Raw genomic sequence first — 13,809 nt, 5'->3', positions numbered from 1 at the left:
TGATCAGACAGCGAACAGCAGGAACTCACGCTCCCACGAACTGATGACACGTTTGAAGTTTTCGTGCTCGGCGCGCTTGGTCGCGACATACCCGGTAATGAATTTCTTGCCCAGGTACTGCACCAGCGCACGGCTGTTTTCCATGCGTTCCAAGGCATCTTCGATGGTCAGGGGCAGGCGCAGGTTGCGGCGTTCGTAACCACGGCCCTGCACTGGCGCGCTGGCCTCGATGCCTTCGACCATGCCGATGTAGCCACACAGCAGGCTGGCGGCGATGGCCAGGTATGGGTTGGCGTCGGCGCCCGGCAGGCGGTTTTCGACGCGCCGGCTTTGCGGGCCGGCATCCGGTACACGCAGGCCGACGGTGCGGTTTTCTTCGCCCCACTCCACGTTTACCGGCGCCGAAGTGTCGGGCAGGAAGCGGCGGAACGAGTTGACGTTGGGCGCGAACAGCGGCAGCGCCTCGGGGATGAACTTCTGCAGGCCACCAATGTGGTTGAGGAACAGCTCGCTCATGCTGCCGTCTTCATTGCTGAAGATGTTCTTGCCGGTGGCCACGTCGACCACACTCTGGTGCAGGTGCATGGCACTGCCCGGCTCGCCGGTCATCGGTTTGGCCATGAAAGTGGCAGCCACGTTGTGCTTGAGCGCCGCCTCGCGCATGGTGCGCTTGAACACCAGGATCTGGTCGGCCAGGTGCAGAGCGTCGCCGTGACGGAAGTTGATTTCCATCTGCGCCGTGCCGTCTTCGTGGATCAGCGTGTCGAGGTCCAGTTGCTGCAGCTCGCACCAGTCGTAGACGTCTTCGAACAGCGGGTCGAATTCGTTGGCAGCTTCGATCGAGAACGACTGACGGCCGGTTTCCGGGCGACCGGAACGGCCTACCGGGGGCTGCAGCGGGAAGTCCGGGTCTTCGCTGCGCTTGGTCAGGTAGAACTCCATCTCCGGTGCGACGATCGGCTGCCAGCCCTTGTCAGCGTATAGCTTGAGCACTTTCTTCAGCACGTTGCGCGGCGACAGTTCGACCGGGTTGCCCTTCTTGTCGTAGGTGTCGTGGATGACCTGTGCGGTTGGCTCGATGGCCCACGGCACGAGGAACACGGCGTTCTCGTCAGGGCGGCAGATCATGTCGATGTCTGCAGGGTCGAGCAGTTCGTAATAGATGTCGTCGTCGACGTAGTCGCCGGTCACGGTCTGCAGCAGCACGCTCTCGGGCAGCCGCATGCCTTTTTCAGCGATGAATTTGTTGGTTGGCGAAATCTTGCCGCGCGTGATGCCGGTCAGGTCGCTGATCATGCATTCGACTTCGGTGATCTTGTGCTCTTTCAACCAATCGGTGAGCTGGTCGAGGTTGTTACTCATAAATACCTCAGGAGGTAAGGTGGTCCGCGACTTGATTCTGGATGGAGTCGATTGCTAAAGCAAAAACCCACGCGCAGAGCCACAGTGGATACACTGAAATCAGCTGTGTCCGTAATGAGTTCAAAAGGCAGGAAGACGAAGCGAAGGGCGGCAAGCCGCTACGAGGACGGGTCCGGGAACGCCAAACGTCAATTATTGCGGCCAGGGCGACCACGCCATTGACGAAGCTTGCAAAAACGACGGAAGTACCCGATTGCACTGCGCAGGCAGTACTTTCAGGTCGCGGCAAGCGGACCATGTGACCCTCGTATTATTGTGTTCTGGGTTGTGACCGAGCTTAGCCTTGTTCATTTTTTTACACAACACTTCCGTAAAAAATAAAACACGGCACGTTTGAGATCACCCTTTCAGGCAGAAATAGCGGATAATGGCCTGCCCCGATATGCAGCAAATCTGCCGTAGATGTGCCATTTCAGGGCGTCATGGGGTTGGCTTGACATCAGTATGGCTTTTCGGTTGACTGGTCCTGCAAGCCCCCCTTGATTGATATTTTTAACAACAAAGGTGTTGCATCATGTCGGTACCCCCGCGTGCCGTTCAGCTTAACGAAGCGAACGCGTTCCTTAAGGAACATCCTGAGGTTCTCTACGTTGACCTTCTGATTGCAGATATGAATGGTGTGGTGCGTGGCAAGCGCATAGAGCGCACCAGCCTCCACAAGGTTTACGAGAAAGGCATCAATCTGCCGGCCTCCCTCTTTGCCCTGGACATCAACGGTTCCACCGTCGAAAGCACCGGGCTGGGCCTGGACATCGGCGATGCTGACCGCATCTGCTATCCAATCCCCGACACGCTCTGTAATGAGCCGTGGCAAAAACGCCCTACCGCCCAGCTGCTGATGACCATGCACGAGCTGGAAGGCGAGCCGTTCTTCGCCGACCCGCGTGAAGTGCTGCGCCAGGTGGTGAGCAAGTTCACCGATATGGGCCTGACCATCTGCGCCGCATTCGAGCTGGAGTTCTACCTGATCGACCAGGAGAACGTGAATGGCCGCCCGCAGCCGCCGCGCTCGCCAATCTCGGGCAAGCGCCCGCAGTCGACCCAGGTGTACCTGATCGACGACCTCGACGAGTATGCCGACTGCCTGCAGGACATCCTCGAAGGCGCGAAGGAGCAAGGCATCCCGGCCGACGCCATCGTCAAGGAAAGCGCCCCGGCGCAGTTCGAAGTCAACCTGCACCACGTGCCCGACCCGCTCAAGGCCTGCGATTACGCGGTACTGCTCAAGCGGTTGATCAAGAACATCGCCTACGACCATGAAATGGACACCACTTTCATGGCCAAGCCCTACCCGGGCCAGGCTGGTAACGGCCTGCATGTACACATTTCCGTGCTGGACAAAGATGGCAACAACATCTTCACCAGCGAGGATCCCGAGCAGAACGCCGCGCTACGTCACGCTGTCGGCGGTGTGCTCGAGACCCTGCCCGCGTCCATGGCGTTCCTCTGCCCGAACGTCAACTCGTACCGCCGCTTCGGCGCGCAGTTCTACGTACCGAACGCGCCAAGCTGGGGCCTGGACAACCGCACCGTGGCCCTGCGCGTACCGACCGGCTCGCCGGACGCCGTGCGCATCGAGCACCGCGTGGCCGGTGCCGACGCCAACCCGTACCTGATGATGGCTGCGGTGCTGGCGGGCGTGCACCACGGCCTGACCAACAAGATCGAGCCGGGCGAGCCGATCGAAGGCAACTCGTACGAGCAGCTGGAGCAGAGCCTGCCGAACAACCTGCGCGATGCCCTGCGCGAGCTGGACGACAGCGAAATCCTGAACAAGTACATCGATCCGAAGTACATCGACATCTTTGTCGCGTGCAAGGAAAGCGAGCTGGAAGAGTTCGAGCACTCGATCTCCGACCTCGAGTACAACTGGTACCTGCATACCGTGTAAACGAAAACGCCGCCCCCCATTGTGGGAGCGGCGTCGCGATAGGGGCGAAAGTGCCCCCAATATTTGCGCATCAAGCTGATAATGTCGGGGCCGCTTTGCGGCCCTTTCGCGACGCAAGGCCGCTCCCACATGAGCTGCGGTACAGGCTTACAGGGGCTTCTCGAAAATCTTCGAATTGCGCTGGTAGTTGTACAGCGAAGCCCGCGCCGCCGGCAGCCGCTCCACGCCACTGGGCGCAAAGCCGCGCTCGCGAAACCAGTGCGCAGTGCGCGTAGTCAGCACGAACAAAGTACTCAAACCCATCTGCCGTGCCCGGCTCTCGATGCGTTCCAGCAGCTCATCGCCACGTCCGCCATGGCGGTACTCCGGGTTCACCGCCAGGCAAGCCAGCTCCCCGGCCTCGGAATCGGCAATCGGGTACAGCGCCGCACAGGCGATGATCATGCCCTCGCGCTCGACCACGCTGAACTGCTCGATCTCTCGCTCCAGCACTTCGCGCGAACGGCGCACCAGGATGCCCTGCTCTTCCAGCGGGCTGATCAACTCCAGCAGGCCACCGACGTCCTCGATGGTCGCCTCGCGCACCACTTCGAACTGCTCCTGCGACACCAGCGTACCGCCACCGCCCCGGGTGAACAGCTCGGTGAGCAGCGCGCCGTCCTCGGCATAGCTGACGATATGGCTGCGCGCCACACCGCCTTTGCAAGCCTCGGCCGCAGCATCCAGCAGTTCGCCCTGGTAGTCGCTGCCTAGACGCTGCAGATGCGGAGCAACCTGCTGCGGGCGCAGTTCACGCACCAGCCTTCCGTCAGCGTCCAACAGGCCCGGCTCGGCGCCGAACAGCAACAATTTGTCGGCACCCAGTTCGATGGCCGCGCGGGTAGCCACGTCTTCGCAGGCCAGGTTGAAGATTTCACCGGTAGGCGAGTAGCCCAAGGGCGACAACAGCACGATAGAGCGCTCGTCGAGCAGGCGGCTGATGCCCTTGCGGTCGACGCGGCGCACTTCGCCAGTGTGGTGGTAGTCCACGCCTTCGAGCACGCCGATCGGCCGCGCAGTGACCAGGTTGCCGGAGGCCACGCGCAGGCGCGAGCCCTGCATGGGCGAAGCGGCGATGTCCATCGACAGCCGCGCTTCAATGGCCAGGCGCAGGGCGCCGACGGCATCGATCACGCAGTCCAGGGTGGCCGCATCAGTAATACGCATGCCCCGGTGATAGTGCGGCGTCAGGCCGCGATCGGCCAGCCGGCTTTCGATCTGCGGGCGCGAGCCATGCACCAGCACCAGGCGCACGCCCAGGCTGTGCAGCAGCACCAGGTCGTGAACGATATTGCCGAAATTAGGGTGTTCCACCCCATCGCCAGGGAGCATGACCACAAAGGTGCAGTCGCGATGGGCATTGATATAGGGGGATGCATGACGCAGCCAGTTGACGTAATCGGGCATGACAGGGCCTGTGGATAAGTGGACGGAGAACGGCGATGCAGGGGGCGTTCAGGATCATCGTCGGAACAGGCTTGCGGTCACGCGCGGTCTCCTCTAGGCAGGAACGAATCAGTTCGATTGACGTTTAGTGCAGGCAATAGTGCCGGATCAGGTCACGCAATAGACGCACGGTAGGCTCGATTCGTGACATTTCAAGGTATTCGCCGGGCTGGTGGGCGCAGGCAATGTCGCCAGGGCCCAGCACGATGGTCTGGCAGCCCAGTTGCTGAAGATAAGGTGCTTCGGTGCCGAACGCCACCGCTTCAGCGCGATGGCCAGTCAGGCGCTCCGCGACCTGAACCAGTTCGACATCGGCAGCCTGCTCGAACGGCGGCACCTCCGGGAACAGCGGCGCATAGTCGATGCGCACCTCATGGCGCTCGGCTACGGGTACCAGCTTTTCGCGAATGGCCGCGCGCAGTTGCTCCACATCCATGCCCGGCAGCGGCCGCAGGTCGAATTCCAGGGCACACTGGCCGCAGATGCGGTTGGGGTTGTCACCGCCGTGGATGCAGCCGAAGTTCATGGTCGGGGTCGGCACGGTGAATTGCGGGTTGCTATAGGTGTTTTGCCAGTGCTGGCGCAGGCCCATCAGCTCGCCCATGACTGCGTGCATGGCCTCCATGGCGCTGCGGCCCAGGCTTGGATCCGACGAATGGCCACTGCGGCCGAGGATGTCGATGCGGTCCATGAGGATGCCCTTGTGCATGCGAATTGGCCGCAGCCCGGTAGGCTCACCGATGACCGCTGCACGCCCCAGTGGCTGGCCGGCCTCGGCCAGGGCACGGGCGCCGGACATGGAGCTTTCTTCGTCGCAGGTGGCAAGGATCAGCAGTGGCTCCTTGAAGTCGTGCTCCAGCAGCGGGATGACCGCTTCGATGACCAGGGCGAAGAAGCCCTTCATGTCGCAGCTGCCCAGGCCGACCCAACGGCCATCGGCTTCGGTCAGCTTCAGCGGGTCGCTGGCCCACAGCTGTTCGTCATAGGGCACGGTATCGCTGTGCCCGGCCAGCACCAGCCCTCCTGGGCCGGTGCCACGGCTGGCCAGCAGGTTGAACTTGCCGGGGCTGACCTGCTGGATATCGCACTTGAAACCCAGGTCGCCGAGCCAACCGGCCAACAGGTCGATAACCTGGCGGTTGGACTGGTCCAGCGCAGGTTGGGTACAGCTAACCGAAGGCGCGGCGATCAAGGCGGCAAACTGGTCTTTCAGCGTCGGCAACGGCATGCGCGTACTCCTCGGAAACGTTGCCCATCATAGGACTATCCGCTGTCTGGAATAAACCGTTGAGGGCTGACTGCTGTAGACTCTCTGCCAACCACGCCCCCTCTTTCGAGTCTGTGATGCACAAAGAAACCGAACTGAAGCTCCGCGCCAGCCGCGAGACCCTTGCCGCACTTCGCGAGCACCCTCTGCTGAAAAAGCGCAACAAGTCCGGCTGGCAGACCCGTGAACTGCTCAACCAGTACTTCGACACCCCCGAGCGTGAGCTGTCCGCCGCCCGTGTCGCCCTGCGCCTGCGCCGCGATGGCGACGCTGTCATCCAAACCCTCAAGTGCCGCGGCCAGAGCGTGGCTGGCCTGTCAGAGCGCAACGAGTACGAATGGAACCTGGACAAGGTCAAGCTCGACCTGAAGAAGCTGGACGCCACCTGCTGGCCCGAGCAACTGGCCAATCTGGACAAGAAAACCATCAAGCCGCTGTTCACCACCGACTTCAGCCGTGAATACGCTGAAATCGCCTGGGGCCGCGGCAAGAGCAAGGTGGTGATCGAGGCCGCGCTGGACCAAGGCTTCGTGATCGCCGGCAAGCGCAAGGAAGAGATCTGCGAGCTGGAGCTGGAGCTGCGTGAAGGTGAACCGCAAGCACTGCTGGAACTGGCTGCAGAACTGGCCGCCAGCCTGCCACTGATGCCGTGCGACATCAGCAAGGCTGAGCGCGGTTACCGCCTGCTGGAACCGGACAGCTACGATCTGGACCTGCCGCACACCGCGCTGGAAGCCGAAATGGCCTTGGACGACGCCTATGCCGCCCTCGCCTGGCAACTGCTGGGCAGCAGCCAGCGCCTGGCCGAGCAGTACCGCCACAACGGCCACTGGCGCCTGCTCCAGGACTGGGTCGAGTGCCTGAGCGAGCTGCGCGCACTCACCGCCAGCCTGGGCCAGGCAGCACCGCGCGCCACCACCCGCGACCTGCGCGCCAGCCTTGATGCCTTGCTTGAAGACTGGCGCCCGCTGGTTCAGGCCGGCAACGATGACGAAGACATCCGTCGCGCCGCGCCCGAGCAGTTCGCCGAAGAGCTGGAAGACGTACGCTGGGGCCAGTTCTCGCTGGAAACCTCACGCTGGCTGATGGCCCGGACCTGGACCGCTGAGCGCAAGGGCCGCGGTGAACGCCAGGGCAAGGCGCAGTTGGCCAGCTGGCTGGGTCACCTGCTGGGTGAGGAAGGCCGCGCGCTGAAGCTGCCGCTGTACACCCAGCGCCCGGAAGACCTGGCTGAGCAGCTGCCACGTATCGAGCAACTTCTGGCCTGGCTGCACCACGCCCGCCAGGTGCTGGAAGCGCCGCAAATGGACCGCTTGTACGGCGACCTGAAAAAGCTGCACGAGCTGGCCGAGCAGCCTATCAGCGATGAAGTGCTGGAAGCGCGTATCGAACAGGCTCGGGCGGTGGACCAGAGCCGCGGCTGGAAGCACCTGCTCAAGGCGTGATACCGCGTCGCCTGCTTCGCGGGTAAACCCGCTCCTACGTACGATCCGCGCCAGGCGTGGGGCCAGTGTAGGAACGGGTCCACCCGCGAATGGCCTCAACGGTGTAGGAGCGGGTTTACCCGCGAATGGCCTCAACGCGATAGCGGCAGGCTAGTGGTGGACTTGATCTCGGAAAGCGCCACAATCGAATTCACCTCCTGAATCCCCGGCACGTTCGACAGTTTTTCGAAGAAGAACCGCTCGTAGGCCTCGATGTCCGACGTGACGATGCGCAGCAGAAAGTCCACAGCCCCCATCAGTACATAACACTCCAGCACCTCAGGGAACCCGCGGATCGCCTCGGTGAACTCGGTGAAGTTGGAGCGCCCGTGGGCGTTCAATTTCACTTCGGCGAAAATCTGCGTGTTCAGGCCGACCTTCTTGCGGTCCAGCAAGGTCACCTGCCCACGAATCACCCCCTCTTCCTTCAAGCGCTGAATGCGCCGCCAGCACGGCGATTGCGACAGCCCGACGCGCTCGGCGATCTGTGCACTGGACAGCGAAGCGTCCTCCTGCAGCAGTTCGAGGATGCGACGGTCGTAGGCGTCCAGCTCGCTGTGCATTATCTATTCTCCACATCAGATTTTTTTGAATAAAAGAATTCACCAATAAGGTGAAATAACCCAATCATAGCGAAAAAATACCGCCAACAACGTGCAAGAATTTCTCCCTCATTTGCGGAGACCAGCATGAACGCACAGCCCCGTACCGACGCCTGGGCCGCCACCAACGCCCACAGCACCGTGCACTATCGCCTGCAGGCCGAGGCCGAGCCCGATAGCCTGTGCCGGGTGCTCAACCTGTTCGCCTTGCAGTTCCTGACCCCGCATAGCGTGCAGGTCAGCCAGCAGGATGACTGGCTGGATATCGAAATCGGCATTGGCGGGTTGAGCTGGCACCGGGCCGAGGTCATTGCACAGAAACTGCGTAACCTGGTGTGTGTGGGTGAGGTGAGCCTGACCAACTTGCAGCGAGTGGCGTTGGCAGTGGTCTGAACCACCCTCTCTGCTGGACCTGTACCTCAAGGCACGTACGATCCCTGTAGGAGCGGGTTCACCCGCGAAGCGTCCGGAACAGGCGCAGCAAAATCCCGAAACCTTTCACCTCCAATAGCCACCCGCCGCCCGGCTAGCCTTGATCAGCACTACCCGATCAGGCACGGACGCCACCCATGCATACCCCCGACAATCCGGCACTCGACCTCAAGCGTGTGCTCCAGGCCCTGCTCGCTGACCAGCACCTGCACGCCAGCGATACCCTGCAAGTACTCGAACACGCCGCTGCCCACCCCACTAGCCACCCGCTGGAACACATCGCCGCCTGCAGCCTGGAAAACCGCCAGCACCCTGGTCAGCCTCTGGACCTGGAGTACCTTTGCCAATGGCTGGCCGACAAGGTCGGCCAGCCCTACCTGCGCATCGACCCCATGCAACTCGACCTGCCCCAGGTCACCGGCCTGATCTCCCCAGCCTTCGCCCAGCGCCACGGCATCCTCATCGTCGCGGCCGATGCCTCCAGCGTCACCGTCGCCAGCGCCCAGCCTTTCCAGGATGACTGGCAGGCCGACCTGGCCCGTAGCCTCGGCCGATCGATCCGTCGCGTACTGGCCAGCCCGCAGCAGATCCGTGAGTCAGCGCAGTCGTTCCACCGCCTGGCCCAGTCGGTAAAAGGCGCGCAATACCAGCAGTCGGCCAGCCTGGGGGAACTTGAGCAATTGCTGGAGCTGGGCAAACGCCAGGCCGAGGCCAGCGCAGACGACGCACACATTGTGCATATCGTCGACTGGCTGCTGCAGTACGCCATTGAGCAACGCGCCAGCGATATCCACTTGGAACCGCGCCGCGAACAGGGCCAACTGCGCTACCGCATCGATGGCCTGCTGCACACCGTCTATGCCTTCCCCGCCGGGGTCACCCTGGCCCTCGTCAGCCGCCTGAAACACCTGGGCCGCATGGACGTTGCCGAGAAACGCCGGCCGCAGGACGGCCGGTTGCAAAGCCGCCTGCCCGGTGGTGGCGAAGTGGAGCTGCGGCTTTCGACCCTGCCCACCCCGTTTGGCGAGAAACTGGTGCTGCGCCTGTTCGACCCGCACCAGTTGCAAGAGGGCTTCGACCGCCTTGGCCTGCACGGCCAGCAACTGGCCCAATGGCAGCGCCTGCTACGTCAGCGCCAAGGCATCATCCTGGTCACCGGCCCCACCGGCTCCGGCAAAACCAGCACGCTGTACACCAGCCTCAAACTGTTGGCCACCCCACAGGTCAACCTGTGCACCATCGAAGACCCGATCGAGCGCCTGGAGCCAGCCTTCAACCAGCTGCAGGTGCAGCCCGCGCTGGACCTGGGGTTTGCCAACGCGGTCAGGGCCATGCTGCGCCAAGATCCCGATATCATCATGATCGGCGAAATTCGCGACCGCGAAACCGCCCTGGTGGCAGTTCAGGCAGCGCTGACCGGGCACCTGGTACTGTCCACCCTGCATACCAACGACGCTTGTGCAGCGATTACCCGCTTGCAAGAGCTGGGTGTGGCCGACTACCTCATCAAGGCGACGCTTATCGGGGTGATGGCCCAGCGCCTGGTGCGAACCGTCTGCACCGACTGCCAGGCAGGTTCATCAGCCACCTGCCGAGCCTGCCGCGGCACCGGTTTTCAGGGGCGAACAGGATTATTCGAACTGCTCGAGCCCAGCGACACCTTGCGCGCATTGATCGGCCCTGATGCCGACCTGACCCGATTGCGGCGCCAGGCGCTGGCCGATGGCCTGATTGACCTGCGCCATTGCGGCGAGGCCAAAGTGGCCGCTGGGCAGACCCGTGCCGAGGAAGTGCTGCGCGTCTGCAACTGACGAAAAGTCCTTTGTATTCAAGGAACTTGCCTCGCCCGAAAAGATCCAAGCGCGCATCTTCAACCATCACCCTTCGAGGTGTTTCAACATGCGTCTCAAAACCGCCATTGCCGCCGCTACCTTGCTTTCGCTGCCTATTGGCTCGGCCATGGCCGATACCTTCTGGCGTAACGTGATGACTTCCGGTGCTACCACGGCATCGAGCTACCTGACCTCGCGGGATCACAAGCTGGTAGTGGCCGCGCAGGATGACGCCAGCAGCTTCGTCGCCAGCGAAGGCGCGATCCGCGGGCCGTTCCTGGAAGCGGCCATGCGCGAGGCACGGGCAGAGAACCCAGGGATGCAGGCTTCCGACATGGAGTTGGCCAATGCCATCCTGGCCAAAAATGCAGTAGCCGAGTAACTGCGTCGCCTGCTTCGCGGGTAAACCCGCTCCTACAGGCACCCGCGAAGCATCCAACACCTACCTCAGCGATAAGCCTCCACCGGCACACACGCACAGAACAGATTCCTGTCCCCATACACGTTGTCTACTCGGTTCACCGCCGGCCAGTATTTGTGCTGGCGCACGTGAGCACTGGGGGCCACCGCCTGCTCCAGGCTATACGGCCTGTCCCACCCCCCCAGCACATCAGCCAAGGTATGCGGTGCATGCTTCAGCGGGTTGTTCTCCGCTGGCCAGTTGCCCTGCTGTACTTCGTCAATTTCCGCCCGAATCGCCAGCATCGCCTCGACGAACCGGTCCAGCTCGGCCTTCGATTCACTCTCGGTCGGCTCCACCATCAACGTGCCCGGCACCGGGAACGACATGGTCGGTGCGTGGAAGCCATAGTCCATCAGGCGCTTGGCCACGTCCTCTTCGCTGATGCCTGTCAGCGCTTTCAACGGCCGCAGGTCGAGGATGCATTCATGCGCCACGCGCTGGTTGCGGCCGCGGTAGAGCACCGGGAACGCCGCGCCCAACTGGCTGGCCAGGTAGTTGGCCGAAAGGATGGCCACCTCGCTGGCGTCGGCCAGCTGCGGGCCCATCATGGCGATATACATCCAGCTGATCGGCAAGATGCTTGCGCTGCCCCAGGGCGCGGCGCTGACCGCGCTGTTGTTCGGGTCCAGCCCAGGCACCGGCACCACCGGGTGGCTGGCGACGAACGGCTTGAGGTGCGCGCGGATACCGATCGGCCCCATACCCGGGCCGCCACCGCCGTGGGGAATGCAGAACGTCTTGTGCAGGTTCATGTGTGAAACATCGGCCCCAATGTCTGCGGGGCGCGCCAGGCCCACCTGGGCATTGAGGTTGGCACCGTCCATGTAAACCTGGCCGCCGTGCTGGTGCACCACATCGCAGATTTCGCGTATCCCTTCCTCGTACACACCGTGGGTCGAAGGGTAGGTGATCATCAGGCACGACAGACGCTCCCCGGCCGCGTGCGCCTTGGCTTTGAGGTCAGCCAGGTCGACGTTGCCATCGTTGTCGCAATCGACGATCACCACGTCCATGCCGGCCATCTGTGCCGACGCCGGGTTGGTGCCGTGGGCCGACGAAGGGATCAGGCACAACGTGCGCATCGGCTGATGGCGGCTGCGGTGATAGCGCGTAATGGCCATCAGGCCGGCGTATTCACCCTGAGCACCGGAGTTGGGCTGCATGCAGATCGCATCGAAGCCGGTGATCGCGCACAGCCAGCTTTCCAGTTCGTCGATCATCGCCTTGTAGCCTGCCGCCTGGGCCGCCGGGGCGAACGGGTGCAGCTGGGCAAAACCGGGCCAGGTGATGGGGATCATCTCACTGGTGGCGTTGAGCTTCATGGTGCACGAGCCCAGCGGAATCATCGACTGGTTCAGCGCCAGGTCCTTGTTCTCTAGCTGCTTGAGGTAGCGCAGCATCTCTGTTTCGCTGTGATGCAGGTTGAACACGGGGTGGGCGAGGAATGGCGTGCGTCGCACCAGGCTGGCGGGGATGCCTTCAGGCAGGGCCAGCTGGTCGAGGGCGGTAATTTCCAGGCCATGATCCACCCCCAGGAAGATGTCGAGCAGGCGCAGCACCGTCTGTTCGTTGCAGGTTTCGTCCAGGCTCACGCCCAGGTGCCCGCGACCGAGAATGCGCAAATTGATGTGCGCGGCCTCGGCGCTTTCAATGATGGCAGCCTGGGCACCACCAACATTCAGAGTAAGGGTGTCGAAGAAGTGCTGATTGATGCGTTTGATGCCTTTGGCCTCAAGGCCGGCAGCCAAGATGAAGGTCAGCCGGTGCACACGCTGCGCGATGCGTTGCAGGCCTTCCGGGCCGTGGTACACCGCGTAGAAGCCGGCAATGTTGGCCAACAGCACCTGGGCCGTGCAGATGTTGGAGTTGGCCTTTTCGCGGCGAATATGCTGCTCGCGGGTTTGCAGGGCCATCCGTAATGCAGTGTTGCCACGGGCATCGCGCGATACGCCGATGATGCGACCCGGCATGGCCCGCTTGTAGTCGTCGCGACAGGCGAAATAGGCCGCGTGAGGCCCGCCGTAGCCCATCGGCACACCAAAGCGCTGGGTCGAGCCCAGCACCACATCGGCGCCCAGCTCTCCGGGCGGTGCCAGCACCACCAGGCTCAGCAGGTCAGCGGCTACGCAGGCCAAGGCCTGTTGGCCGTGCAAATGGTCGATCAGCGGGCGCAAATCGCGCACTTCGCCGTGGGTGTCGGGGTACTGCAGCAAAGCGCCGAACACCGAGTGTTTGGCAAGGTTATCCACAGAATCGACGATCAGCTCGAAGCCGAACCCCTCGGCGCGGGTCTTGAGTACCGAAAGGGTCTGCGGGTGGCAGTGCTCGTCGGCGAAGAAGGCGTTGCTCTTGTTGCGTGCCACCCGCTTGGCCAGGGACATGGCTTCGGCGGCAGCGGTGGCTTCATCAAGCAGCGAGGCATTGGCCAGAGGCAGGCCGGTGAGGTCGATGACCATTTGCTGGAAGTTCAGCAGCGCCTCCAGCCGGCCTTGGGCAATTTCGGGTTGGTAGGGCGTGTAGGCGGTGTACCAACCGGGGTTTTCCAGCACGTTGCGCAGGATGACCGTGGGGGTGATGGTACCGTGGTAGCCCATGCCGATGAGGCTGGTCCAGACCTGGTTCTGTTCGGCATAACCGGCCAGCTTGGCCAGGGCGGCTTGCTCGTCCAGTGCCGCAGGGAGGTCGAGGGGGCGATTGAGGCGGATGTCTGGGGGAACGGTCTGCTCGATCAGCTCGTTGCGGCTGGCGATACCCAGGGCGTTGAGCATGGCCTGCTGCTCTGTGGCATCGGGGCCCAGGTGGCGGCGCAGAAATGGGTTGAGCTCTTGCAGTTGATGCAGGGATGGCGACTGGGACATGACGACGCTCTCTTCCTAGACCAGGCCTCATGGAGACTTACAAGTCTAGGAAGGGATTGCCGATTGTGCGGGG

General features: G+C 62.7%; 10 protein-coding genes. 5 read left to right on the top strand and 5 right to left on the bottom strand.

Features of this window, described 5'->3' with window-relative positions:
- Nucleotides 1–3: 3 nt before the first annotated feature.
- A complete protein-coding gene (locus AA098_RS01070) occupies nucleotides 4–1,362 on the bottom strand; it encodes a glutamine synthetase family protein (RefSeq protein WP_003253727.1) in 1,359 nt (452 codons plus the stop codon).
- 574 nt (nucleotides 1,363–1,936) lie between these two features.
- On the opposite strand from AA098_RS01070, the gene AA098_RS01060 reads away from it, so the two are divergent.
- Complete coding sequence (locus tag AA098_RS01060) at nucleotides 1,937–3,313, top strand: glutamine synthetase family protein (RefSeq protein WP_003253725.1); 1,377 nt, start codon at nucleotides 1,937–1,939, stop codon at nucleotides 3,311–3,313.
- Nucleotides 3,314–3,460: 147 nt separating this feature from the next.
- Here AA098_RS01060 and argA read toward each other — a convergent pair whose 3' ends face one another.
- On the bottom strand, nucleotides 3,461–4,759 hold the full coding sequence (gene argA, locus AA098_RS01055) for an amino-acid N-acetyltransferase (protein ID WP_003253723.1): 1,299 nt from the start codon (nucleotides 4,757–4,759) through the stop codon (nucleotides 3,461–3,463).
- A 124-nt stretch (nucleotides 4,760–4,883) separates the two neighbouring features.
- A complete protein-coding gene (gene argE, locus AA098_RS01050) occupies nucleotides 4,884–6,026 on the bottom strand; it encodes an acetylornithine deacetylase (RefSeq protein ID WP_003253722.1) in 1,143 nt (380 codons plus the stop codon).
- 116 nt (nucleotides 6,027–6,142) lie between these two features.
- Here argE and AA098_RS01045 point away from each other — a divergent pair, with 116 nt between their 5' ends.
- Nucleotides 6,143–7,510: an inorganic triphosphatase gene (locus AA098_RS01045; RefSeq protein ID WP_064613743.1), complete on the top strand. Its 1,368-nt coding sequence runs from the start codon at nucleotides 6,143–6,145 to the stop codon at nucleotides 7,508–7,510.
- Nucleotides 7,511–7,641: 131 nt separating this feature from the next.
- On the opposite strand, the gene AA098_RS01040 is transcribed toward AA098_RS01045, so the two are convergent.
- Complete coding sequence (locus AA098_RS01040; RefSeq protein ID WP_003253717.1) at nucleotides 7,642–8,112, bottom strand: Lrp/AsnC family transcriptional regulator; 471 nt, start codon at nucleotides 8,110–8,112, stop codon at nucleotides 7,642–7,644.
- Nucleotides 8,113–8,238: 126 nt separating this feature from the next.
- Between AA098_RS01040 and AA098_RS01035 the strand changes: the two genes are divergently transcribed.
- The 3 genes from AA098_RS01035 to AA098_RS01025 all read left to right on the top strand — a co-directional run bounded on the left by AA098_RS01035 (nucleotide 8,239) and on the right by AA098_RS01025 (nucleotide 10,797).
- Nucleotides 8,239–8,544 carry a hypothetical protein gene (locus AA098_RS01035; RefSeq protein ID WP_003253715.1) on the top strand — a complete coding sequence of 102 codons (306 nt, stop codon included), beginning with the start codon at nucleotides 8,239–8,241 and terminating at the stop codon, nucleotides 8,542–8,544.
- A 176-nt stretch (nucleotides 8,545–8,720) separates the two neighbouring features.
- Complete coding sequence (locus AA098_RS01030) at nucleotides 8,721–10,394, top strand: GspE/PulE family protein (RefSeq protein ID WP_004575835.1); 1,674 nt, start codon at nucleotides 8,721–8,723, stop codon at nucleotides 10,392–10,394.
- An 88-nt stretch (nucleotides 10,395–10,482) separates the two neighbouring features.
- Nucleotides 10,483–10,797 carry a DUF2388 domain-containing protein gene (locus tag AA098_RS01025; RefSeq protein ID WP_004575834.1) on the top strand — a complete coding sequence of 105 codons (315 nt, stop codon included), beginning with the start codon at nucleotides 10,483–10,485 and terminating at the stop codon, nucleotides 10,795–10,797.
- 65 nt (nucleotides 10,798–10,862) lie between these two features.
- On the opposite strand, the gene gcvP is transcribed toward AA098_RS01025, so the two are convergent.
- On the bottom strand, nucleotides 10,863–13,736 hold the full coding sequence (gcvP, locus tag AA098_RS01020) for an aminomethyl-transferring glycine dehydrogenase (RefSeq protein ID WP_064613742.1): 2,874 nt from the start codon (nucleotides 13,734–13,736) through the stop codon (nucleotides 10,863–10,865).
- Between the last annotated feature and the right edge of the window lie 73 nt (nucleotides 13,737–13,809).

Source organism: Pseudomonas sp. JY-Q, assembly GCF_001655295.1.
Taxonomy (GTDB): Bacteria; Pseudomonadota; Gammaproteobacteria; order Pseudomonadales; family Pseudomonadaceae; genus Aquipseudomonas; species Aquipseudomonas alloputida.
Note: the sequence above shows the minus strand (reverse complement) of the source record. Positions and strands in the feature narration are given on the sequence as shown.